At 75.2% G+C, this 23,321-nt stretch carries 24 protein-coding genes; 17 read left to right on the plus strand and 7 right to left on the minus strand.

All coding sequences use genetic code 11. The annotated features are described in order from the left end of the window. Positions 1–541, minus strand: a 541-nt coding sequence (locus VEW93_05655) for a 4-hydroxy-3-methylbut-2-enyl diphosphate reductase (GenBank protein ID HYI61271.1), incomplete at its 3' end; no start/stop codon positions are given. A 64-nt stretch (positions 542–605) separates the two neighbouring features. On the opposite strand from VEW93_05655, the gene VEW93_05660 reads away from it, so the two are divergent. After that, complete coding sequence (locus VEW93_05660) at positions 606–2,102, plus strand: DUF512 domain-containing protein (protein ID HYI61272.1); 1,497 nt, start codon at positions 606–608, stop codon at positions 2,100–2,102. Between the two features lie 64 nt (positions 2,103–2,166). After that, the gene (gene der / locus VEW93_05665; protein HYI61273.1) at positions 2,167–3,606 is read left to right on the plus strand and encodes a ribosome biogenesis GTPase Der; all 1,440 of its coding nucleotides are present in this window, start codon (positions 2,167–2,169) and stop codon (positions 3,604–3,606) included. A 10-nt stretch (positions 3,607–3,616) separates the two neighbouring features. On the opposite strand, the gene VEW93_05670 is transcribed toward der, so the two are convergent. Continuing rightward, positions 3,617–4,384, minus strand: a complete 768-nt coding sequence (locus VEW93_05670; GenBank protein ID HYI61274.1) for a glycerophosphodiester phosphodiesterase — start codon at positions 4,382–4,384, stop codon at positions 3,617–3,619. A 57-nt stretch (positions 4,385–4,441) separates the two neighbouring features. Here VEW93_05670 and VEW93_05675 point away from each other — a divergent pair, with 57 nt between their 5' ends. After that, entirely contained in the window at positions 4,442–5,656 is a 1,215-nt protein-coding gene (locus VEW93_05675) for an acyl-CoA dehydrogenase family protein (GenBank protein ID HYI61275.1), read from the plus strand. Positions 5,657–5,662: 6 nt separating this feature from the next. Here the strand turns inward: VEW93_05675 and VEW93_05680 are convergent, their stop codons facing one another. Next, complete coding sequence (locus VEW93_05680; GenBank protein HYI61276.1) at positions 5,663–6,256, minus strand: histidine phosphatase family protein; 594 nt, start codon at positions 6,254–6,256, stop codon at positions 5,663–5,665. Positions 6,257–6,401: 145 nt separating this feature from the next. Between VEW93_05680 and VEW93_05685 the strand changes: the two genes are divergently transcribed. From VEW93_05685 to VEW93_05695, 3 genes are all read left to right on the plus strand, one after another. Next, positions 6,402–6,593: a Flp family type IVb pilin gene (locus VEW93_05685; protein HYI61277.1), complete on the plus strand. Its 192-nt coding sequence runs from the start codon at positions 6,402–6,404 to the stop codon at positions 6,591–6,593. Between the two features lie 183 nt (positions 6,594–6,776). Then, the gene (locus tag VEW93_05690) at positions 6,777–6,971 is read left to right on the plus strand and encodes a Flp family type IVb pilin (GenBank protein HYI61278.1); all 195 of its coding nucleotides are present in this window, start codon (positions 6,777–6,779) and stop codon (positions 6,969–6,971) included. A gap of 105 nt (positions 6,972–7,076) precedes the next feature. Beyond that, entirely contained in the window at positions 7,077–7,520 is a 444-nt protein-coding gene (locus VEW93_05695; GenBank protein ID HYI61279.1) for a DUF3151 family protein, read from the plus strand. A gap of 19 nt (positions 7,521–7,539) precedes the next feature. Here VEW93_05695 and VEW93_05700 read toward each other — a convergent pair whose 3' ends face one another. Further along, complete coding sequence (locus VEW93_05700) at positions 7,540–8,994, minus strand: aldehyde dehydrogenase family protein (protein ID HYI61280.1); 1,455 nt, start codon at positions 8,992–8,994, stop codon at positions 7,540–7,542. A gap of 101 nt (positions 8,995–9,095) precedes the next feature. Here VEW93_05700 and VEW93_05705 point away from each other — a divergent pair, with 101 nt between their 5' ends. The 8 genes from VEW93_05705 (at position 9,096) to VEW93_05740 (ending at position 16,261) form a co-directional block, all read left to right on the plus strand. Then, positions 9,096–9,866 (plus strand): SDR family oxidoreductase, encoded by a 771-nt coding sequence (locus VEW93_05705; GenBank protein ID HYI61281.1) that lies wholly within the window; start codon positions 9,096–9,098, stop codon positions 9,864–9,866. 12 nt (positions 9,867–9,878) lie between these two features. Further along, positions 9,879–11,255: a glutamine synthetase family protein gene (locus VEW93_05710; protein HYI61282.1), complete on the plus strand. Its 1,377-nt coding sequence runs from the start codon at positions 9,879–9,881 to the stop codon at positions 11,253–11,255. A 31-nt stretch (positions 11,256–11,286) separates the two neighbouring features. Continuing rightward, positions 11,287–12,105, plus strand: a complete 819-nt coding sequence (locus VEW93_05715; GenBank protein ID HYI61283.1) for a gamma-glutamyl-gamma-aminobutyrate hydrolase family protein — start codon at positions 11,287–11,289, stop codon at positions 12,103–12,105. Between the two features lie 46 nt (positions 12,106–12,151). Further along, on the plus strand, positions 12,152–12,667 hold the full coding sequence (locus VEW93_05720) for a flavin reductase family protein (GenBank protein HYI61284.1): 516 nt from the start codon (positions 12,152–12,154) through the stop codon (positions 12,665–12,667). Between the two features lie 48 nt (positions 12,668–12,715). Then, complete coding sequence (locus tag VEW93_05725; GenBank protein ID HYI61285.1) at positions 12,716–13,987, plus strand: aminotransferase class V-fold PLP-dependent enzyme; 1,272 nt, start codon at positions 12,716–12,718, stop codon at positions 13,985–13,987. 29 nt (positions 13,988–14,016) lie between these two features. Continuing rightward, a complete protein-coding gene (locus tag VEW93_05730) occupies positions 14,017–14,637 on the plus strand; it encodes an NTP transferase domain-containing protein (protein HYI61286.1) in 621 nt (206 codons plus the stop codon). 98 nt (positions 14,638–14,735) lie between these two features. Then, on the plus strand, positions 14,736–15,059 hold the full coding sequence (locus VEW93_05735; protein ID HYI61287.1) for a rhodanese-like domain-containing protein: 324 nt from the start codon (positions 14,736–14,738) through the stop codon (positions 15,057–15,059). A gap of 5 nt (positions 15,060–15,064) precedes the next feature. Continuing rightward, positions 15,065–16,261 (plus strand): HRDC domain-containing protein, encoded by a 1,197-nt coding sequence (locus VEW93_05740; protein ID HYI61288.1) that lies wholly within the window; start codon positions 15,065–15,067, stop codon positions 16,259–16,261. 17 nt (positions 16,262–16,278) lie between these two features. Here VEW93_05740 and VEW93_05745 read toward each other — a convergent pair whose 3' ends face one another. Beyond that, complete coding sequence (locus tag VEW93_05745) at positions 16,279–17,865, minus strand: alpha-amylase family glycosyl hydrolase (GenBank protein HYI61289.1); 1,587 nt, start codon at positions 17,863–17,865, stop codon at positions 16,279–16,281. A 158-nt stretch (positions 17,866–18,023) separates the two neighbouring features. Here VEW93_05745 and VEW93_05750 point away from each other — a divergent pair, with 158 nt between their 5' ends. Then, positions 18,024–18,218, plus strand: coding sequence for a hypothetical protein (locus VEW93_05750; protein ID HYI61290.1), 195 nt, complete (start codon positions 18,024–18,026; stop codon positions 18,216–18,218). Between the two features lie 105 nt (positions 18,219–18,323). Next, entirely contained in the window at positions 18,324–20,174 is a 1,851-nt protein-coding gene (gene typA / locus VEW93_05755; protein HYI61291.1) for a translational GTPase TypA, read from the plus strand. On the opposite strand, the gene VEW93_05760 is transcribed toward typA, so the two are convergent. Next, on the minus strand, positions 20,171–20,416 hold the full coding sequence (locus tag VEW93_05760) for a hypothetical protein (GenBank protein HYI61292.1): 246 nt from the start codon (positions 20,414–20,416) through the stop codon (positions 20,171–20,173). The genes typA and VEW93_05760 overlap by 4 nt on opposite strands. Before the next feature lie 124 nt (positions 20,417–20,540). Between VEW93_05760 and VEW93_05765 the strand changes: the two genes are divergently transcribed. Next, complete coding sequence (locus VEW93_05765; protein ID HYI61293.1) at positions 20,541–22,541, plus strand: penicillin-binding transpeptidase domain-containing protein; 2,001 nt, start codon at positions 20,541–20,543, stop codon at positions 22,539–22,541. Between the two features lie 6 nt (positions 22,542–22,547). Here the strand turns inward: VEW93_05765 and VEW93_05770 are convergent, their stop codons facing one another. Then, positions 22,548–23,285: a hypothetical protein gene (locus VEW93_05770; GenBank protein HYI61294.1), complete on the minus strand. Its 738-nt coding sequence runs from the start codon at positions 23,283–23,285 to the stop codon at positions 22,548–22,550. Between the last annotated feature and the right edge of the window lie 36 nt (positions 23,286–23,321).

Genomic DNA, 23,321 nt, shown 5'->3' on the forward strand with positions numbered 1-23,321 from the left:
GGGCGGCGTTGGCCACGTCGGCCCACTCCCGGTGCGAGAGGGTGGTCTGGGCCAGCAGCGCGACGGGCTGCTCGGACTCGGCGAGGGCGGCGACGTCGTCGGCCGTCTCGACGAGATCGATCGACGCCGGCGCCACCGCCATCGTGCCGACGGCCTCCTCGTGGCCCTCGTGGCCGACGTAGACGATCCGGAAGCCCTTGCCCGCGCGCACCTTCACCTCGTGGTGGACCTTGGTGACGAGCGGGCACACGGCGTCCACGACGTAGCCGCCGCTGGCTCGGGCCGCGGCCACGACCTCGGGCGCCGAACCGTGGGCGGAGAGCATGATCGGCCGGCCCGGGGGAACCTCGGCGATGTCGTCGACGAACACCACGCCCAGCGCCCGGAAGCGATCGACCACCAGCTGGTTGTGGACGATCTCGTGGTAGCAGTACACCGGGGGGTCGAACGCCCGCACCATCCAGGCCAGGGCCTTGATGGCCATCTCCACCCCGGCGCAGAACCCCCGGGGCTCGGCCAGCAGGACACGGTCGACGGCCATCGGTCCCGAGCCTACCGACGGGGAAGGGAGGCCCGGCCAGGTCGCCTCGTAGACTCGCGCCGCCATGTCCTCGCCCCGTGTCGTCGCCGTCGTCCCCGGATCGCCGGCCCAGCGGGCCGGCGTGGCCGTCGACGACGAGGTGCTGGCCGTGGACGGCGAGTCGCCCCGCGACGTGATCGAGTGGCGCTGGCTCACCGACGAGCCCGATCCCGTGCTGGAGCTGCGGCGGGGCGGCCTGGAGCTCACCGTCGAGGTGGCCAAGGCGGCCGGGGAGCCCCTGGGCGTGGAGGTCCACTCCTCGCTCTTCGACCAGGTCCGCACGTGCGACAACCACTGCGAGTTCTGCTTCATCTACCAGCTCCCGCCGGGGATGCGGAAGAGCCTGTACCTGAAGGACGACGACTACCGGCTGAGCTTCCTGTACGGGAACTTCACCACCCTCACCCGCTTCACCGAGGCCGACCTGGAGCGGGTGGTGACCGAGGGCATCAGCCCCCTCAACGTGAGCATCCACGCCACCGACCCCGAGGTGCGGGCGGCCATGCTCCGCAACCGGCGCGGCGCCACCAGCCTGCGCTGGCTGCGGGCCCTGCTCGACCACGGGGTGGAGGTCCACGGCCAGGTGGTGTGCTGCCCCGGGATCAACGACGGCGCGGTGCTGGCCGACACCCTGGCCGGCATCCTGGACCGCTACCCGGAGCTGGCCTCGGTGTGCGTGGTGCCCCTGGGGGTCAGCCGCCACAACCCCGAGCCCCGCATGCGGCCCTCGACGGCGGCCGAGGCGGCCACCGTGCTCGACCTGGTCCACGCCGCCCAGGACCGGTTCCTCGGCCTGCTGGGCCGGCGCCTGGTCTTCGCGGCCGACGAGTACTACCTGCTGGCCGGGCGCCCGTTCCCGCCGGCCGAGGCCTACGAGGGCTTCGCCATGCACGAGGACGGGGTGGGCATGGCCCGCACCTTCGAGGCCGAGTTCACCGGCCGGGCCGCGGCGGAGGGAGCGGGCGGCTCCGGGGAGGGGACCACCGCGGGCGCCCCCGGCTTCTTCGCCTGGGCCGACGCCGCCGAGACCGGCCGGGCCACCCGCTACGAGGCGGCCGGCGACCTGGGCGCCCCGCCCGAGGGCTACCGGACCGACCGCCTGGCCCCGGCCGCGCCCTCCGGCTCCGCCCCGGCCGTCGCCGTGCCCGGCGGGGGCGGGGTGGCGGTGGCGCTGCGGGCCCGGCCCGACGCCCCGGTGGGCATCCTCACCGGGCCCTACGGGGCCCGGGTGCTGGAGCCCCTGGTGGCCGCCCTGGGCCGGGACGACGTGCGGGTGGTGGCGGTGGACAACCGGTACTTCGGGGGCAACGTGGCCGTGGCCGGGCTGATGGTGGGCCAGGACCTGGCCCGGGCCCTGGCCGCCGAGCCGGCCGGCCACCGCTACCTGTTGCCCGACGTGTGCCTGTCCGGCGGCCGCTTCCTGGACGGCACCGGGCCGGACGACCTGCCCCGCCCGGTGGAGGTGGTGGCCACCGACGGCGTCGCCCTGCGGCAGGCCCTGCGTGCCCCCGTCGCCGCCTGATGGCGACCCGCCCGTGATCGCCCCGCCCACCCCATGACGCCTCCGACGGCCCGAGAGCAGACCGATGCCCGAGCGTGACCCCTCCCCCGATGCGGCCCGACCCCGCCCCACCGCGGCCGAGCGCAAGCCCCTCAGCCCGGCGGCCGCCGCCGCGGCTGCGGCCGAGCGCCCGCCCCGGCCCGGGCTGCCCCGGGTGGCCATCGTGGGCCGCCCCAACGTGGGCAAGTCCACCCTGGTCAACCGCATCATCGGTCGGCGCGAGGCCATCGTCGAGGAGCGCCCCGGGGTGACCCGGGACCGCAAGGAGGTGGAGGCCGAGTGGATCGGCCGCTCCTTCACCCTGGTCGACACCGGGGGCTGGATGGTGGGCGGCTCCAGCCTGGACGACAAGGTCAGCCGCCAGAGCGAGCAGGCCATCCGGGAGGCCGACGCCGTCCTGCTGGTGGTCGACGCCACCGTGGGCGTCACCGACGACGACGACCGGGTGGCGACCCTCCTGCGGGGCTTCGACGTCCCGGTGTTGGTGGTGGCCAACAAGGTCGACGGCACCAGCCGCGACCACATGGTCTGGGACCTCATGAGCCTGGGCCTGGGTGAGCCCCACGCCGTGAGCGCCCTCCACGGCCGGGGGACGGGCGACATGCTCGACGAGCTGGTCCGGGTGCTGCCCGAGCCGGCGCCGGAGCCCGGGGCCGGGGCGGGACCGGCCGGGTCCCCCGACGGCGACGACGAGGACCGAGCCGTGGCGGTGGCCATCGTGGGCCGGCCCAACGTGGGCAAGTCGACCCTGTTCAACCGGCTGATCGGCGAGGAGCGCTCGGTGGTCCACGACCTGGCCGGCACCACCCGGGACACGGTCGACACCGTGGTCGAGACGGAGGCCGGCCCCATCCGCTTCGTCGACACCGCGGGCATGCGCCGCCGGTCCCGCATCGACGAGCACACCGAGTACTACTCCCTGGTCCGGGCCCTCCAGGCCGTCGACACCGCCGACGTGGCCCTGCTGGTCATCGATGCCACCGAGGGCATCACCCACCAGGACCAGCGCCTGGCCGAGCGGGTCGACGCCGCCGGCTGCCCGGTGGTGGTCCTGCTCAACAAGTGGGAGACCCTCGACGCCGACCGTCGGGCCCAGGTCACCGAGGACGTGGGCCGCAAGCTGGCCTTCGTGGGCGAGGCCCCGGTGCTGAAGGTGAGCGCCCTCACCGGCAAGGGGGTGCAGAAGCTGCTGCCGGCCCTGGCCGGCTCCATCGACCAGTACCGCCGACGGGTGCCGACCCGGCAGGTCAACGACGTGATCGGCGCGGCCCAGGCGGCCCAGCCCGGCCCCCACGGGGCCCGGGTCCTCTACGCCACCCAGGGGGCCAGCGACCCGCCCACCTTCACCCTGTTCACCAACAAGGACCTGCCCCCCAGCTACGTGCGCTACCTGGAGCGCTCGCTGCGGGAGGCCTTCGACCTGGGCCAGACCGCGGTCAAGATGCGCATCCGCCGCCGCAGCTGAGCGGGGCGGGTCAGGCCCACTGGCCCCGGGCCACCAGGACGTCCTTCAGGAGGTCGGCCCGGTCGGTCATGATCCCGTCGACCCCCATGTCCAGCAGCTCGGCCATGACCACCGGGTCGTCCACCGTCCACACGTGGACCTGGAGGTCGAGGGTGTGGGCGGTGCGGACGAAGCGGGGGGTCACCAGCCGGGCCCGCGACACGTGGGTGGGGACCTGGGCGCAGGGGGCGGCCATGCCCCGGAGGGGGGACCCGAGGGTGGCGCCGGCCAGCTTGGCCGTGCCCTTGGGGCCGAGGGAGGTGCACAGCTCCGGCCCCAGGAGCTGGCGCAGGCGGGCCAGTCGGGCATCCGAGAAGGAGCCGCAGCACACCCGGGCGGTGGCCTCGGCCTCGGCGACGACCCGGGCCAGGGGCTCGACCACCCGGTCGTGCTTGGGGTCGATGTTGACCTTGACCTCCGGCCAGGTGGCCAGCAGCTCGTCCAGGCGGGGGACGGGGTCGCCCCCGGGCCCGACCCGGGCCTCCCGGACCTCGGACCAGGGCAGGTCGGACAGGACCCCGGTCCGGTCCGTGACCCGGTCCAGCCGGTCGTCGTGGAAGGCCACCACCACGCCATCGGCGGTGAGGTGGACGTCGGTCTCCAGGTAGCGGTAGCCCAGGTCGACGGCGGCGGCGAAGGCGGCCATGGTGTTCTCGCCCGGCCCGTCGGGGCGGTGGGCCCCGCGGTGGGCGAAGGCCAGGGGCCCGGGGTGGTCGAGGAACGGCCAGGTGCTGCCCACCGCCGGAGCTTAGGAGCCGGCCGGCACTTGACTGGGCGGTCAAGTACGGTCCCGGGCATGACCGACCTGGCCGCCCGCCCCGCCGACGCCGTGTCCGACCCCGACCAGGTCCGGGTGGCCGAGGCGGCCCGGACGCTGGTGGCCGACCACCCGCCGGCCACCACCGCCCCCGAGGAGTTCCTGGGGGCCCAGTTCGACACGGGGCTGGCCTGGGTCCACTTCGACGAGGGCCACGGCGGCCTGGGGGTGCGGCCCGAGCTCCAGCGGGTGGTGCAGGAGGCCCTGCGGGGCACCGGCGCCCCCAACCCGATGGCCCGCAACCCCATCGGCCACGGCATGGGCGCCCCCACCGTCCACGCCCACGGCTCGGCGGCCCAGCGGGAGCGCTACCTCCGGCCCCTGTTCACCGGGGAGGAGGTGTGGTGCCAGATGTTCAGCGAGCCCGGGGCCGGCAGCGACGTGGCCAGCCTGGCCACCAAGGCCGAGCGCGACGGCGACGAGTGGGTGGTCAACGGCCAGAAGGTGTGGACCACGCTGGCCCACCTGTCCCGCTGGGGGATGCTGGTGGCCCGCACCCACCCCGACCAGCCCAAGCACAAGGGCCTGACCTACTTCGTGGTCGACATGCACGCCCCCGGCGTCGAGGTCCGCCCGCTGTACCAGATCACCGGCGAGGCCGAGTTCAACGAGGTGTACTTCACCGACGTCCGCATCCCCGACAGCGAGCGGCTGGGGGAGGTGGGCGAGGGCTGGCGGGTGGCCATCACCACCCTCATGAACGAGCGGGTGTCCATCGGCGGGGGCATCCCCGCCAAGGGCACCGGGGTCGTCGAGCTGGCCGTGAAGGCCTGGCGCGACGCCGGGTCGCCGGGCGGGCCGGCCCGCGACGAGCTGGTCCGGCTGTGGACCCGGTCCGAGGTGCTGCGCCTCACCAGCTGGCGGGCCTCCCAGACCCGGGTCGCCGGCACCCCCGGGCCCGAGGGCTCCATCGGCAAGTTGGCCATGGCCGAGCTCAACAAGGCCATCACCGAGTTCGCGGTGGGCGTCTCCGGCCCCCAGGGCATGCTGCTGCCCGGCGGCTACCCCATGGCCCGGCCCGAGCGCACCCTGGACCTGTCCACCGTCCAGAAGGCGTTCCTGCGCTGCCGGGCCAACTCCATCGAGGGCGGCACCACCGAGATCATGAAGAACATCCTGGGCGAACGGGTCCTGGGCCTGCCCGGCGACGTGCGGGTCGACAAGGACAAGCCCTGGACCGACGTGCCCCGCTGAGGCCCGTCAGCCGGCCCCCCGGTCGAGGTGCCAGGTCTCGTTGACGGTGATGAGCTGGCGGGCCCCGCTGCTGCTGGCCACCACCCGGCTCACGCTGGTGTAGGCCGGCTCGAAGAACAGCGTGGCCCCCAGGCCCAGCACGTCGGCCAGGGCGGCGTTGATGACCCCGCCGTGGCACACCACGGCCACCCGCTGGCCCCGGTGGGCGGCCACCACCCGGTCGACGGCGGCGGCCACCCGGCGCCGCAGGTCCCGGCGCATCTCCTCACCCTCGGGCCCCACCCACAGGGCCACCGCCTCGGCCCACCCGGGGCCGTGGGCCCGCAGCTCCTCCAGGGGGATGTAGTGGTGCTGGTCACGGTCCATCTCGGCCAGGTCGTCGTCCACGGTGGGCTCCACCCCCAGGCGGCCCACCAGCGGCGCCGCCGTCTGCACGGCCCGCAGCATGGGGCTGGTCCACACCGCGTCGACCCGGGGGGCCCAGTGGTGGGCCAGGGCCTCGGCCTGGACCCGCCCGGCCCCGGCCAGGGGCGGGTCGGCGGGCGTGCCCGGCGTCTCCACCCGTAGGGGGAGGCCGTGGCGGACCAGCAGGAGCTCCATGGGAGCGGCAGCGTACGGCCCCGGTGGCCGCGCCCCGGAATGAGCCGTTCGGCCCATCCACGGGACCGGGGTGGGGCCGATCAGAGGAGGGACACACACCGTTCGCGTCCCCTCCGGGGTGGCGCTCACCAGAGGAGACACCCCGATGCTCACCCAGTGGAACTTCGTGACCAGCTACGTCCGGGCTCGCTTCGGCGACACCGAGAAGGGCGCCTCCCTCGTGGAGTACGCGCTGCTCGTGGCCCTGATCGCCGTCGTCTGCATCGTCGCCATCAGCTTCCTGGGCGGCCAGGGCGAGGACAAGTTCAACGAGATCGGCTCCTCGATCGGGGGCTGATCCCACCTGCTCCGGTCGGGACGTACCCGACGCACCGAGGGGGACGGGCTCCGGCCCGTCCCCCTCGTCGCGCCCGCGCCAATGAGCCGTTCGACCCATCCAGGCCGGTGGGGCGGTGCCGATCGGGAGGGGGACACACCACCTGCGTCCCCTCCGGGGTGGCGCTCACCAGAGGAGACACCGATGCTCAGCACCCAGTGGGACTTCGTGACCAGCTACGTCCGGGCTCGCTTCGGCGACTCCGAGAAGGGTGCCTCCCTCGTGGAGTACGCGCTGCTCGTGGCCCTGATCGCCGTCGTCTGCATCGTCGCCATCAGCTTCCTGGGCGGCCAGGGGGAGGACAAGTTCAACGAGATCGGCTCCTCGATCGGCGGCTGATCCCCGGCCCCGGTCGCGGCCGGGACCCATGGACGACCCCGAGGGGGGCGGGCTGCGGCCCGCCCCCCTCGTCGCGCCCCGGCCCGGGCCCCCTAGGGTCGCCGGATGAGCGACCAGCCCATCTCCCTCAGCCCGTCGGGCCCGCCCGAGACCGTGCTCGACCCGGAGGCGGCCCCCCTCCTGGGCGCCCTGGCCGAGGCCTGGGCCCGGCCCGAGCCCGACCGGCGGGCCGCGGTGGCCGCGGTGGTGGCCGGCGCCCCCCGCTTCCTCGACGGCTGGGCCCGGCTGGGCCAGCTCGGGAGGGACGAGGTCGAGGCCTACGCCGCCTTCCGGGTGGGCTACCACCGGGGCCTGGACCGGCTGCGCCAGAACGGGTGGCGGGGGACCGGCTTCGTGCGCTGGCAGCACGAGCCCAACCGGGGCTTCCTGCGGGCCCTGCACGGCCTGGAGGTGGCCGCCCGCCGCATCGGCGAGGACGACGAGGCCGAGCGCTGCGCCCTTTTCCTGCGCCAGCTCGACCCGGCGTGGCCCCCGGCCGACCTGGACTGAGCGGCGGGCGACCGGCCCCTCAGCCCTGGTCGGAGAAGAAGATGGTGCGCTGCTCGCTGTACAGGTCCATGGCCGCCAGGCCCAGCTCCCGTCCCAGGCCCGACCGCTTCATCCCCCCGAACGGGGTCTCGACCCGGACCGAGGAGTGCGAGTTGACCGAGAGGCTGCCGGTGCGGAGGCGGCGGGCCACCCGGATGGCCCGGGTCGACGAACCGGTCCACAGCGAGCCCGACAGGCCGTAGTCGCTGTCGTTGGCCATGCGGACGGCGTCGTCCTCGTCGTCGAAGGGGATGACGGCGGCCACCGGCCCGAAGATCTCCTCCCGGGCGATGCGCATGCCGTTGTCGACGTCGGCCACCACCGCGGGGGTCAGGTAGAAGCCGGGCCCGTCCGGCACCTCGCCCCCGCACACCAGGCGCGTCCCCTCCTCGGCCCCGATGGCCAGGTAGTCGAGGGCCACCTGGCGCTGGCCGGCGGAGATCATCGGGCCCACCTGGGTGGCCGGGTCGAGGGGCGCGCCCACCACCAGGGCCCCGGTGGCCTCGGCGAAGGCGGCCACGAAGGCGTCGTACGCCGGCCGCTCGACCAGGATCCGGCTGCGGGCGCAGCAGTCCTGCCCGGCGTTGCCGAACACGGCCGACGGGGTGGCCGCCGCGGCCCGCTCGACGTCGGCGTCGGCGAAGACCACCGAGGCCGACTTGCCTCCCAGCTCCAGGCTGACCCGGGTGATGGTGTCGGCCGACTGCTTGAGGATGTGGGCCCCGGTGGCCGTCTCGCCGGTGAAGCCCACCTTGGCCACCCGGGGATCGGCCACCAGCAGGTCGCCCAGCACCGCCCCGGGGCCGGCCAGGACGTGCACCGCCTCGGGCGGCACCCCGGCCTCGACCAGGACGTCGCCCAGGGCCAGGGCGGTCAGCGGGGTCAGCGACGCCGGCTTCAGGATGATGGGGTTGCCGCAGGCCAGGGCCGGGGCCACCTTCCAGCAGGCGATGAGCAGGGGGAAGTTCCAGGGCACGATGAGGGCGCAGGGCCCGACCGGCTCCCGCAGGGTGACGGCCAGCCCGCCGTCCATGACCGGCACGGTGGTGCCCAGGTGCTTGTTGGCGGCGCCGGCGTAGTACTCGAAGGTGCGGGCCGCGGCCTCGACCTCCCAGCGGGCGTCGCCGATGGGGTGGCCACCGCCCACCGCCTCCAGCTCGGCCAGGTCGTCGGACCGGGCCCGCAGCAGGTCGGCCACCCGGGCCAGGACCCGGCCCCGCTCGGTGGCGCTGGTGGACGGCCACCGGCCCTGCCCGTCGGCGAAGGCGGCATGGGCCGCGGCCACGGCCCGCTCCACGTCGGCGGCCCCGGCCCGGGCCACGGTGGCGAAGGGCTCCCCGGTGTGCGGGGCCAGCACCGTGGTGGTGGCCCCGTCGGCGGCGGCCACCCGCTGGCCGGAGACCACCAGCAGGTCGGAGCGGAGGGGATCGGGCATGGCGGCGAGCTCCGGTGTCTTCTGCGGGTCGGGGGACGGGGCATCATACGAGCCGGCCCCGGGGCGACCGGCCCCGGGCACGGACGGCAGAGGAGCCGGGGATGGGTCGGTTGGACGGCAAGGTCGCCCTGATCACGGGGGCCGCCGGGGGCATGGGGGCGGTGGCGGCGGAGATGTTCGCGGCCGAGGGCGCCCGGGTGGCGGCGGTGGACCTGCGGGGCTGCGACGAGACCGTGGCCGCGGTGGAGGCGGCCGGCGGCCAAGCCCTCTCGCTGAAGGCCGACGTCACCGACGGCGCCTCGGTCGACGCCGCGGTGGCGGCCACCGTGGAGGCCTTCGGCGGGCTGCACGTCCTCTACAACAACGCCGGGGTCAGCCTGCCCGACGACGACGGCCCCACCACCACCTCCGAGGAGACGTGGGCCACCACCATGGAGGTCAACGTCACCGGCCTGTGGCGCTGCTGCCGGGCCGGCATCCCGGCCCTGCTGGACAGCGGTGGCGGCTCCATCATCAACGTGGCCAGCTTCGTGGCCCACGTGGGGGCGGCCACCCCCCAGCTGGCCTACACCACCTCCAAGGGGGCGGTGCTGTCCATGACCCGCGAGATCGCGGTGATCTACGGCCGCCAGGGCATCCGGGCCAACGCCCTGTGCCCCGGGCCGGTCCTCACCCCGCTGCTGGCCAAGTACCTCTCCGACGAGGAGAAGCGCCAGCGCCGCCTGGTCCACATCCCCATGGGCCGCTTCGGCGAGGCGGCCGAGATGGTGCAGGGGGCCCTGTTCCTGGCCTCCGACGAGTCGTCGTTCATGACCGGCCAGTCCCTGCTCATCGACGGCGGCATCACCGCCGCCTACACCACCCCCGAGTAGGAGGACCCCACCGTGCCCGCACCGGGGATCATCACCGCCGACCACCTCCGCCAGCTGGTGGCCGACGACGACGTCGACACCGTGCTGGTCTGCTTCCCCGACCTGCAGGGCCGGCTCATGGGCAAGCGGGTCACCGGCCGCTACTTCTGCGACACGGTGCTGGGCGGCACCATCGAGGTCTGCGACTACCTGCTGGCCGTGGACGTCGACATGACCCCGCTGCCGGGCTACACGTTCGCCAACTGGGACACCGGCTACGGCGACATGTCGGCCGTGCCCGACCTGGCCACCCTGCGCCTGGTGCCGTGGATCCCCCAGACGGCCCTGGTGCTGTGCGACCTCACCGTGGAGGGCGGGAGCGAGCCCATCGAGGTGTCGCCCCGGCGCATCCTGCGGCGCCAGCTGGAGCGGGCCGCCGAGCGGGGCCTGACCGTCAAGATCGGGGCCGAGCTGGAGTTCTTCCTGTTCAAGGACAGCTACGCCGAGGCCCACGACAAGGGGTACGAGGGCCTGCGCCCCCACTCGGACTGGATCGAGGACTACCACATCCTCCAGACCACCCGGGACGAGTACCTCATCCGCCAGATCCGCAACGGCATGGACGCCGCCGGGGTGCCGGTCGAGTTCTCCAAGGGCGAGGCCGGCTTCGGCCAGCACGAGATCAACCTGGTCTACGCCGAGGCCCTGGAGATGGCCGACCGCCACGCCGTCTACAAGAACGGGGCCAAGGAGATCGCCGCCGCCAACGACCGGTCGCTGACCTTCATGGCCAAGTGGTCCATGGACGACGTGGGGTCGTCGTGCCACATCCACTCCTCGGTGTGGGCCGACGGGGGCGAGACGTCCCTGGCCAGCGTGGACGGCGACCCCCGGGCCCTGTCGCCCACCGTGCGCCACTGGCTGGGCGGGCTGCTGGCCGCCTCCCGGGAGCTGACCTGGCTGTTCGCCCCCACCGTCAACTCCTACAAGCGGTTCCAGCCCGACTCCTGGGCCCCCACCGCCATCGCCTGGGGCGACGACAACCGCACCTGCGGCCTGCGGGTGGTGGGCCACGGCGCCCACCGCCGGGTGGAGTCCCGCATCCCCGGCGCGGACGTCAACCCGTACCTGGCCTACGCCGGGGTCATCGCCGCCGGCCTCCACGGCCTGGAGCACGAGATCGACCCCGGGCCGGCCTTCCAGGGCAACGCGTACGAGGCCACCGACGTGGAGCGCATCCCCTCCACCCTGGTCGAGGCCATCGACCTGTGGGAGGGCTCGGCCATCGCCCGGGCCGCCTTCGGCGACGACGTCCACCACCACCTGCTCAACACCGCCCGCCAGGAGTGGCTGGCCGCCAACCGGGCCGTCACCGACTGGGAGCTGCGCCGCGGCTTCGAGCGCCTGTGAGCGGCCGGCCCGCCGGTAGCGTGGTCAGTCGATGAGCACCACCGTGCCCCTGACGGCACCCGCCCCCGCCCCCGCCCGCCAGGGCACGGAGCTCTCGGCCACCGTGGGCGCCCCCGTGGTGGCGGTGACCGGCCGGCTCATCGCCGCCGAGCGCATCGAGCGCATGCTCGAGCCCCAGGCCGCCATCCCGGCCTACTACCTGGAGGGCCTGGGTCGGGCCGGCGCCGTCGGCGCCCTGCTCCTGCCCCGGGCCGCGGCCGACGAGGCCGCCGAGGAGCTCGTGGCCCGCTTCGACGGGCTGGTCCTGACCGGCGGCGAGGACCTCGACCCCACCCTCTACGGCGACACGCCGGCCCCCGAGACCGGGGCCCACGACGCCCGGGTCGACGAGTGGGAGGCCGCCCTGTACCGGGCCGCGGTGGCCCTCGACCGTCCCGTCCTGGCCATCTGCCGGGGCCTCCAGCTCCTCAACGTGCTCCACGGGGGGACCCTGGAGCAGCACATCACCGGGGCCGAGGGCCTGGTGCCCCACGGCATCCCCTTCGGGGGCGGCGGCTCCGACGTGCGCATGGCCGTCGAGCCCGACTCGCTCCTGGCCCGGGCCCTGGACGGCGACCTGGCCCCCGTGGGCCGCTGCCACCACCACCAGGCGGTGCGGGACGTGGGGGCGGGCCTGCGGGTCACGGCCCGGGCCCCCGACGGCTCGGTCGAGGGCCTGGAGCCCGAGGGCGATGCCTGGGTCCTCAGCGTCCAGTGGCACCCGGAGGACTCGGCCATGCGCGACCCCGTGCAGCAGCGCCTCTTCGCCGCCTTCGCCCGGGCCTGCACCGAGCACGCCGCCCGCCGCTGACGTGGCTGCGCCGGGATCGGGACCGATCGGGCCGTACCCGGGACGGGTGGGGGAGGACCCCGAGGCCCGGGCCGACTACGACAAGCTGCGCCGCCGGGTGCTGTGGACGTTCCCGTCGGGGCTCTACGTGGTCGGCTCCCGCCACGGCGACCGCCGCAACGGCATGACCACCAACTGGGTCAGCCAGGTCAGCTTCGAGCCCAAGCTGGTGGCGGTGGGCATCGAGAAGCCGGCCCTGACCCACGAGCTGGTGGAGCGGGGCGGCGCCTTCAGCGTGTGCACCGTGGCCCGCGACGACCGGGCCATCGTCCGCAAGTTCACCAAGCCGGTCGAGGTCGACACCGGGGCCATGACCCTCAACGGCTTCCCGTTCCACGACGGCGTCACCGGCGTGCCGATCCTGGACCAGAGCCCCGCCTACGTGGAGTGCGAGGTGCGCCAGGCCGTGGACTGCGGCGGCCACACCCTGTTCCTGGGCGAGGTGGTCGAGGCCCTCTTCCAGGCCGCCGAGGACACCGAGGTGCTCCGCATGGAGGACACCCGCATGTCCTACGGCGGCTGACCGCCGGGGGAGCGGGACCCCGGCCCCCCGTCTCCTAGGGTGCCGGCCATGGCGAACGGCTCCGTCCCCCCTGGTCCCGCCCGGCTCCCGGCCTCGGGGGTGCCGGCCGACGAGCTGCTGCGCCGCATCGACGACACCCGGGCCGCCGACCTCGACTGGCGGGGCGGGCGGGCCTTCAGCCTGGTCTACAACTCCGGCGACGAGGGCCACGAGGCCCTCCTCCATGCCGTGGCCGACCGGTACCTCCACGAGAACGCCCTCAACCCGCTGCGCTACCCCAGCCTCCTGCAGATGGAGCTGGACCTGGTGGCCATGGGCGGGGCCCTGCTCCACACCGGCGACGACTGCGGCGCCGTCACCGCCGGCGGGTCGTTCAGCATCTTCTGCGCCGTGCAGGTGGCCCGCGACCACAACCGGGCCACCCGCGGCATCGCCGAGCCCCAGGTGCTGGCCCCGGCCACCGCCCACCCGGCCTTCGCCAAGGCCTGCAAGTACCTCGACATCGAGCTGGTGCTGGCCCCGGTGGGCCCCGACGGCCGGGTCGACGTGGACGCCATGGCCGGGTTGGTCACCGACCGCACCGGCCTGCTGGTGGCCTCGGCCCCCAACTACCCCTACGGCGTGATCGACCCGGTCCCGGAGGTGGCCGCCCTGGCCGCCGAGCGGGGGATCCTGTGCCACGTGGACGCCTGCCTGGGCGGCTTCCTCCTGCCCTTCTGGGAGGAGGTGGGCGAGCCGGTGCCGCCGTGGGACTTCCGGGTCGAGGGCGTGACCTCCATGTCGGCCGACATCCACAAGTACGGCTACACGTTCAAGGGCGCCTCCCTGGTCCTGTACCGCGACCGGGACCTGCTCCGGCACCAGCACTTCTGGTACGACGACTGGCCCGGCGGGCTCTACGCCTCGTCCACCCCGGCCGGCACCCGCCCCGCCCCGCCCATCGCCGGGGCCTGGGCCGCCCTCCACCACCTGGGCCGGGACGGCTTCGTCCGCCTCACCGAGTCGGTGGCCGAGGCCAAGCGCCGGTTCCTGGCCGGCATCGAGGCCGCCGAGGGCGCAGTGGTCGACCCGGTGCCCGACGCCCCGGTCTTCCAGGTCACCACCCCGGGCCGGTCCCACGACGCGGTGGGCGACGCCATGGACACGAGGGGCTGGCACCTCGACCGCCAGCAGGGCGGCCTGCACGTCATGCTCTCGCCGTACCACCTGCAGGTGGCCGACCGCTTCGCCGCCGACCTGGCCGAGTCCCTGGCCGCGGTGCCGGTGGGCGAGGGCGGTCCCGCCGACTCCACGGTGTCCACCTACGGGGGCATCGCCTGAGCGGCGCCGCCGACGCCGGTCCGCCCCTGGTGGGGGCGGTGCTGTGCGGGGGCGGGAGCCGGCGCATGGGCCGGGACAAGGCCCTGGTCGAGGTGGGGGGCCGGGCCCTGGCCGCCCGGGTGGCCGCCGCCCTGCGGGACGCCGGGTGCGCCGAGGTCCTGGCCGTGGGGGGCGACGGGCCGGCCCTGGACCGCCTGGGCCTGGTGCCGGTGGCCGACCGCTGGCCGGGCCAGGGCCCGCTGGCCGCCCTGGCCACCGCCCTCGACGGCGCGGTGAGCCGCTCGGGGACGCCCCCGGACGGGAGCGGGGGCCCGCTGGTGCTGGTCGCCCCGTGCGACCTGGTGGCGCCGTCGGGCCCGGCCCTGGCCGCGGTGGCGGGGGCCCTGGTGGCGGCACCGGAGGGGGTGGCGGCGGCCGTGCCCGAGGTCGGGGGCCGGCCGGAGTGGATCGTCTCGGCCTGGCGGCCCGCGGCGCCCACCCGGGCCACGGTGACGGCCCTGGTGACGGGGGGCAGCCGCCGCCTGGGAACGCTGGCCGGCGCCGTCCGGTGGGTCCCGGTGGCGGGCATCGACCCCGCGGCCCTGGCCGACGCCGACCGGCCCGAGGACCTGCCCGACGAGGCCGGCGCAGACCGTCACCCGCCTGGGTGACAGTCACCGTCAAAACCTCACGAGGGGTGACGGGTCGATCACAGCCGGCACGCCCCGTGCCGGTACGATGCCCAGGCCACCCCGACGAGAGGGCTCCCGTGGACGTCTCCGAGGTCGACATCGCCACCTTCGCCCACCTCCACGCCCAGGGCGTGGCCATCATCGACGTGCGCGAGCCCGACGAGTACGCCGAGGGCCACGTCCCCGGGGCCCGGCCCCTGCCCCTGGGCGAGGTGCCGGAGCGGGCCGACGAGGTCCCCGAGGGCGAGACGGTCTACGTCGTCTGCGCCGTGGGCGGCCGGAGCCGGCGGGCGGCCGAGCACCTGGCCGGCCTGGGCCGCGACGTGGTCAACGTGGCCGGCGGCACCAAGGGGTGGATCGAGGCCGGCCACCCCACCGTCACCGGCCAGTCGCCGGGTTGAGCGAGGTGCGCCGGGGGACCAGCAGGCGGGGCGACGGCGAGGGCGCCCCGGCGGTGGACCACGACTGGGTCGACGACCAGGCCGGACTGGCCGAGGTGGTCAGCCAGCTCCTGGGGGCCGACCGCTACGCGGTGGACACCGAGTTCCACCGCGAGAAGAGCTACTGGCCCCAGGTGGCCCTGATCCAGGTGGCCTGGGGTGACCGGCTGGTCCTGATCGACCCCCTGGCCGTCGACCTGGGGCCGTTGGCCGAGGTCTTCGCCGGCGACGGCCTGGCCGTCATGCACGCCGCCAGCCAGGACATCGAGGTGTTCGAGCGGTCGGTGGGCTCCGTGCCGTCGCGCCTGTTCGACACCCAGATCGCCGCCGGCTTCCTGGGCTACGGCACCCCGTCGCTGACCGCCCTGGTCGAGGGCGAGGTCGGGGTCCGCCTGCCCAAGGGCGACCGGCTCACCGACTGGCTCCGCCGCCCCCTCGACGACCGGCAGCGGGCCTACGCCGCCTCCGACGTGGCCTACCTGCTGGACCTGCACGATCGCCTGTGGTCCCGGCTCACGGAGCAGGGCCGGGACGCGTGGGTGGCCGACGAGTGCGACGCCCAGCGGCGCTGGCGGCCCCGCCGCTCGCCGTCGGAGGCCTACCTGCGCATCAAGGAGGCCCGCCAGATGCGGGGCCGGGCCCTGGGCGTGGTCCAGGCCGTGGCCGCCTGGCGGGAGCAGCGGGCGGCCGAGATCGACATCCCGGCCCGCCACGTGATGGCCGACCTGGCCGTGGTCACGGTGTCGGGCCGGGCCCCCCGGGCCGTCGAGGAGCTCCAAGGCGTCCGGGGCCTCGACGACCGGCTCCGCCGCGGGCCGCTGGCCGAGGAGCTGGTGGCCGCGGTGGCCGAGGGCCTGGAGGTCGGCCCCCCGCCCCGGGCCGCCAACGGCACCGACCAGGAGCTGGACCGCCGGTTCCGCCCGGCGGTGGCCCTGGTGTCGGCCTGGGTGGCCCAGCTGGCCCGGACCCACAAGATCGACACGTCGCTGCTGGCCACCCGGGCCGACATCGAGGACCTCCTGGTCCACAGCCGGGGCCGGCTGTCCGAGGGCTGGCGGGCCGAGCTGGTCGGGGGCCCGGTGCGGGACCTGGTCGACGGCCGGGCCGCCCTGGCCTTCGAGGGCGACGGCCTGGTCCTGGAGCCCCGCTCCCGCCCCTCCTGAGGCGGGCCCCTCGGCGATCAGCCGGCGGGGCGGAGGAGCACGGCGGTGTCGGGGGCCAGAGCACCGGTGAAGGGCTCGCCCTCGCCGGCGCCGTCGGACGCCACCTCGACCGCCCACCCGGGGCCCGGCTCGGGTCCGAGGTCAGGCCGGTCGAGGTCGGCCGGCTCGGCCCCGAAGTTGACGGCCACCACCCGCCGGTCGTCGCCGGCGGAGCGCTCCCAGGCCAGGACGCCGCCGGGCCCCTCCCGCAAGCGCTGGTCGCCGGTGCGCAGGGCCGGCGAGGCCCGGCGGGCGGCCAGCAGGCGCCGGTACAGGTGGAGGATGGAGCCCGGGTCGGCCCGCAGGCTCTCGGCGTCGCCCCCGGTGGCGGCGGACGGCGGCCAGGGCAGCCACGGGTCCTCGGTGCCCCAGCCGTGGCCCGGCCCCGGGCTCCACGGGATGGGGGCCCGGCAGCCGTCGCGCCCGCCGGGGTCGACGGCCCGATCGTCGGGGACCACGGCGTCGGCCAGGCCCAGCTCCTCGCCGGCGTAGAGGAAGGCGGTGCCCCGCAGGCCCAGGACCAGGAACGCCGCCGCCCGGGCCCGCCGGTCCGAGCCGTAGCGGGTGCGGTGCCGGGGGTTGTCGTGGTTGGACAGCACCCAGGTGGGCCAGCCCACCGGCGCCACCAGGCGCTCGACCTCCTCGACCCGCTGGCGCCAGGCGGTGGCGTCCCACGCCGCGTACAGCGGGGGGAAGTTGAACGACAGGTGGATGCCCCGCCCGCCGTCGTAGTAGTGGGCCACCATCTCGGTGTCGAGCAGGTAGACCTCGCCCACGATCATGCGGTCGCCGTCGTAGCCCTCGAGCAGGGCGCGGATGCGGTGCAGGCGGGGGAGCGTCACCTCGGGCACGTGGTTGAGGGCCGAGTGGGGGATGGGGATGTACTCGGGCGGGTCGTCGGGCAGCCCCGGGGCCTTGCCGATGGCGTGGAGCACGTCGGCCCGGAACCCGTCGACCCCCCGGTCCAGCCAGAACCGGAGCACGTCGTGCATGGCCGCCTCCACCGCCGGCTCGTCCCAGTCCAGGTCGGGCTGGGAGGGCAGGAACAGGTGCAGGTACCACTGGCCGGTGCGCTCGTCGACGGTCCAGGCCGGGGCGCCCTCGGAGAAGGAGGCCACCCAGTTGTTGGGCGGGGTGGCCCGGTCCTCGACATCGCGCCACACGTACCAGGCGCGGTGCGGGTCCTCCGGTGACGACCGGGCGGCCCGGAACCAGGGGTGCCGGTCCGAGGTGTGGTTGGGCACCCAGTCCACGATCACCCTGATGCCCCGTGCGTGGCAATCGGCCACCAGCCGGTCGAAGTCCTCCAGGGTGCCGAACAGGGGGTCGACGTCGCAGTGGTCGCTGACGTCGTAGCCGAAGTCGTCCATGGGAGAGCGGTAGAAGGGCGACAGCCAGATGGCGTCCACCCCCAGCCAGGCCAGGTGGTCCAGCCGGCCCCGGACGCCCTCCAGGTCCCCCACCCCGTCGCCGTCGGCGTCGGCGAAGGACCGGGGGTAGATCTGGTACACCACCGCCCCCTGCCACCAGGGCGCGTCCTCGGGCCGCGGCCGGGCATCGGGCATGGCGGCGGACGCTACCGCCTGGGCATCGGGGCCGTGCCGCCCTCCCGGGCCACGATGCGTGGCCGGCTCGGGACGTTCAGCGTGGATGCGGGCGGTGGGGGGTTCGTCGCTACACTGCGACACCTGGATCGAACACAACACTGACGCTGGAGAGGCCCGTGAAGAAGGGTCGGCATCGCCGCTTTGAAGAGGCACGGGCGCTGAAGCGCACCACCGAGCCCACCTACGAGGACATCGTGGAACGGGCCAGCGAGCGCTCCTGCCCCGAGTGCGGTGCCGATCCGGGCCACGACCACGCCAGCTGGTGCCTCGCCGAGGAGACCGTGGCCGAGGCCGAGGAGCCCTGGGGCTGACCTCCACCTGACCAGCGGGCGAACCGTTCGCCCGCTCCCCGAGACCCCGCCGTGCTCCGCCGCCGGCCCACCCGCGCCCCCTGGGCCCCACCCGAGAGCTTCCCGATGAGCCCCGTCCCCACCTCCATCCGCAACGTCGCCCTGGTGGCCCACGTCGACCACGGCAAGACCACCCTGGTCGACGCCCTCCTGCGGGGCACCGGCGTGTTCCGGGCCAACCAGGACCTGGTCGACCGGGTCATGGACTCCAACGACCAGGAACGGGAGCGGGGCATCACCATCCTGGCCAAGGCGGCCTCGGTCACCTGGGGGGACGTGAAGATCAACCTGGTCGACACCCCCGGCCACGCCGACTTCGGCGGCGAGGTGGAGCGGGCCCTGGCCCTGGTCGACGGGGTGCTGCTGCTGGTCGACGCGGCCGAGGGGCCGCTGCCCCAGACCCGGTACGTCCTGTCCAAGGCCCTGGCCCTCCGCCTGCCCACCGTGGTGGTCATCAACAAGGTCGACCGCCACGACGCCCGCCCCGACGAGGTGCTCTCCGAGGTCGAGGAGCTGTTCCTGGACCTGGCCACCGACGCCGACGACATCGACTTCCCCATCATCTCGGCCGTGGCCCGCGAGGGGCGGGCCGTGCTCGGCATCGGCATGCCCGGCCCCGACGACGACCTCACCCCGTTGCTGCAGGCCATCGTCGACACCCTCCCCGAGCCCGGCGGTGACCCCGGCGACCCCTTCCAGGCCATCGTCACCAACCTCGACGCCTCGGACTACCTGGGCCGCCTGGCCGTGGGCCGGGTCGTCCGGGGCACCATGCGCAAGGACCAGCCCATGGCCCTCCTGGACGAGGAGGTCAGCGAGGGCGCGCCGGCGGTGACCCGCAAGCCCACCGCCCTGCTGGGCTTCGAGGGCATCGGCCGGGTGGAGGTCGAGTCCCGCACGGCCGGCGACCTGTTCGTCATCGGCGGCTTCCCGGAGGTGGAGATCGGCGACACCTTCGCCGATCCGGGCACCCCCGAGGCCCTGCCCCGCCTCAGCGTGGACGAGCCCGTGCTGCGGATGACCTTCGGGGTGAACACCTCGCCCCTGGCCGGCCAGGCCGGCAAGTTCGTCACCTCCCGGCAGCTCAAGGAGCGCCTGGACCGCGAGGTGCTGGGCAACGTCTCCATCAAGGTCAACGAGACCGACTCGCCGGACGTCATCGAGGTGGCGGGCCGGGGCGAGCTCCAGCTGGCCGTGCTCATCGAGTCCATGCGCCGCGAGGGCTACGAGATGCAGGTCAGCCGGCCCGAGGTGATCATCAAGGAGATCAACGGCAAGCGCCACGAACCGCAGGAGCGGGGCGTGGTCGACGTCCCCAACGACCACGTGGGCACCGTCACCCAGGCCCTGGCCCCCCGCAAGGGCCGGGTCACCGACCTGACCCCGGGCGACACCAACCGCACCATCGTCACCTTCGAGGCCCCGGCCCGGGGCCTGGTCGGCTTCCGGGGCCAGCTCCTCACCGCCACCCGGGGCACGGCCCTGCTCCACACCCACCACGTGGGCTGGGTGGAGTGGGTGGGCGAGCTGCCCCACCGCATGGGCGGGGCCATGCTGGCCGACCGCAAGGGCCCGACCACGGCCCACGCCCTGGACAACCTCCAACTCCGGGGCGAGCTGTTCGTGGGCCCCGGGGTCACCGTCTACGAGGGCATGGTCATCGGCGAGGGGGCCCGGGGGGGCGACATGGTGGTCAACGCCGTGCGGGAGAAGCAGCAGACCAACATCCGCACCCACAGCCACGACGACGCGGCCAAGCTGGTGCCGCCCCGGCTCCACACCCTGGAGACGGCCATCGAGTGGATCGCCGATGACGAGCTGGTCGAGGTGACCCCCGACGCCATCCGCATCCGCAAGCGCCTCCTGGCCGAGCCCGACCGCCGCCGGGCCGGCAAGCGGGCCACGGCCGCCGGCTAGGGCTCTTGGCCCACCGTCGACAGGGCGGTGGCCAGGGCGGCCCGCAGGCGCCGGGCCGCGGCCGGGCCCAGGTGGGCGGCCACCCGCTCGTCGCCCCCCGGGCGCTCCAAGACCAGCTCCACCCGCAGGTCGTCGCAGCCCTCGCAATCGTCGACCACGTTGACCATCCACCAGGCCGGGGGCAGGTTCTCGTCCTCGGACCCCTCGTGCTCGTCGAAGGCGGCGTCGATGGACTGCTTCACCCGGCCAGTCAACCAGGTCCCGGGACCGGGGAGGGCTCCCCGGTCGCCACGGGGTGACCAACCCCCATCGGGGGTGCCCGGTGTGGTGGGCTGGGCCGCTCGAGGGGGAGACGAGGGAGCCCAAGTGCGTGAGGCAGGCAAGGCGCGGGTCGTGGTCCTGGCCATCCTGGCCGTGGTCGCGGTGGGGGCCGTGGTGGCCGCCGCGGTGCTGGTCCTGGGGGGCGATGACGGGGACGGCCCCCCGGGTGACGGCCGGGCCGAGAGCCCCCGGGAGAAGGACGTCTTGGCCGCCGCCACCCGCTTCACGGAGGCGGTGTCCCGAGGCCGGCCCGGCGAGGGCGGAACGGCGCAGCCCGCCGACGTGGTGGCCCTGGAGTTCCAGGCCGCCGTCGGGGGCCTGGGCGATCCGGCTCTGGAGGTCACCGCCGGGGCGGTGGCCATGGGGGGGGAGGAGGCCGGGGACGGCGGCCCGGGCACGGCGACGGTGCCCCTGTCCACCCGCTGGACGGCCGGGGGCGCCTCGTGGACGTCGCGGGGGTTGCTCACCCTGGTCGAGGGGGCGGGCCGGTGGCGGGCCCGGTGGGCGCTGGCATCGCTCGACGACCGGCTGCGCGCCGGCGATGTCCTCGCCGCCGAGAGCTCGGAGTCCGAGCGGGCCGCCATCCTGGACGGGGCCGGGCAGCCCCTGGTGGCCCCCACCCCGGTGGTGCACGTGGGTGTGGTGCCCCAGCGGGCCACCGACATCGACGGCCTGGCCGCCGGGCTGGCCCGCCTCCTCGACATCGACGCCGCCGACCTGGCCACCCGGGTCCGGGCCGCGGCCCCCACCGCCTTCGTCGACGTCATCACCCTGCGCCGCACCGACTACGAGCCCCTCCGGGCCCAGCTCCAGCCCCTGCCCGGCACCGCCTTCCAGGAGGACACCCAGCTGCTGGCCCCCACCCGCTCCTTCGCCCGGGCCCTGCTGGGCACGGTCGGCCCGGCCACCGCCGAGCAGGTGGCGGCGTCCGAGGGACGGCTGGCCGAGGGCGACGCCGCCGGCCAGTCCGGGCTCCAGGCCCGCTACGACACCCTGCTGCGGGGGACGCCGGGCGTGGTCGTCACCGTGACCCGGGCCCCGGCCGGGGGCGGGCCCGGCGGCCCGTCGTCGACCACCGCACCGGCCGAGGGCACGACCGAGACCCTGGAGGAGGTGCCCGGCCGGCCCGGCACCCCGGTCCGCACCACGCTGGACGTGGCCACCCAGCAGGCGGCCGAGGCCGCCCTGGCCGGCGAGGGCCGGGTCAGCGCCCTGGTGGCCGTGCGGGCCAGCACCGGTGAGGTCCTGGCCGTGGCCAACGGCCCCACCGGCACGACCAGCAACGTGGCCACCACCGGCCGGGTGCCGCCCGGCTCCACCTTCAAGGTGGTCTCGACCCTGGCCCACCTGCGGCGGGGCCTGTCCGTCGACCAGGTGGTGCCGTGTCCGGCCACCGCCTCGGTGGGAGGGCGCTCGTTCCGCAACGCCGGCGGCTTGGCCCTGGGCGAGGTGCCGTTCCGCACCGACTTCGCCCGGTCGTGCAACACCGCCTTCGTGGGCCTGGCCGCCGAGCTGGGCCCCGACGACCTCACCGACGCCGGCCGGGCCTTCGGGCTGGGCGTGGAGGTCGACGCCGGTGTGGCCTCCTACCCCGGGTCGGTGCCCCCCACCGAGGGCCCGGTCGACGCCGCCGCCGCCTCCATCGGCCAGGGCCGGCTCCAGGCCAGCCCGCTGGCCATGGCCGGCGTGGCCGCCACCGTGGCCAGCGGGACGTGGCGGGCGCCCCGCGTCGTCACCGAGCCCGCCCCCGCCGCCGTCCCCGAGCAGCCCCTGGGCCCGGGCGAGGCCGACACCCTGCGGGCCCTGATGCGGGGCGTGGTCACCGGGGGCACCGGCGCGGCCCTGGCCGGGGTGCCCGGCGGGGAGGTGTTCGCCAAGACCGGCACGGCCGAGTTCGGCACCGAGGCCCCGCCCCGGACCCACGCCTGGATCATCGGCTTCCAGGGCGACGTGGCCTTCGCCGTCTTCGTGGAAGGGGGCGAGAGCGGCAGCGGCGTGGCCGCCCCCCTCGCGGCCCGGTTCCTGACCGAGCTGGCCGGAGGCTGACGGAGGTCAGCGGCGGCGGAGGACGGGGTGGGGGAGGAAGGTGGTGGCCCCCCGGGCCTCGACGTACTCCACGAACATCCGGAAGGCCCGGCGGTCGGTCATCTCGATGATCTCGTCGCGCATCTCGACGTAGACCGGCTGGTGGCCCACGAAGGCCCCCTCGTCCGAGGTGCACCACCAGTGGAACTCGGAGCCGCCCTCGCCCCAGTCCCGGCGCTTCCACTCCCGCAGGGTGGACGTCACGTGCCCGTGGCCGTCGGTCTCGTCCACCCGGCGCAGCGGCACCTGCCAGCACACCTCGGGCTTCCAGTCGAGGAACGACTCCCCCCGGCGGACCGCGGCGGCGTGGAGGGCGCAGCAGGCGCCGCCCGGGTGGTCGGGCCGGTTCAGGAAGATGCAGGCGCCGTCGACGATCCGGGTGACGGTCTCCTTGTCCTTGTTGACGTAGATGGCCGGCCGCTTGGCCGTGGCCTTCTTGCGGAGCTGCCACTCGTCGGCACCGAGCAGGGCGACGTGGGCCTCGGTGCGCGTCCGGTCGTCCTCACTGACGAAGTGGGCGCCGTAGGAGCAGCAGCCCTCCTCCCGCTCCGGCGCCGGGGCGGAAAGGATCCCGGGGCAGCCGTTGCCGTAGATGCACGTCCAGTTCGACAGCAGGAACGTGAGGTCCCACACCCAGGTTCGATCCTCGTCGGGATCGTCGAACGACACCCACTCATGGAGGTCGATCGGCACCCGCTTCGGCATCGTTCGAGGGTAGCGGTGGGATGATGTCGGCGATGA

It is taken from the genome of Acidimicrobiales bacterium (assembly GCA_035630295.1).
In the GTDB taxonomy this organism is placed as follows: domain Bacteria; phylum Actinomycetota; class Acidimicrobiia; order Acidimicrobiales; family Iamiaceae; genus Iamia.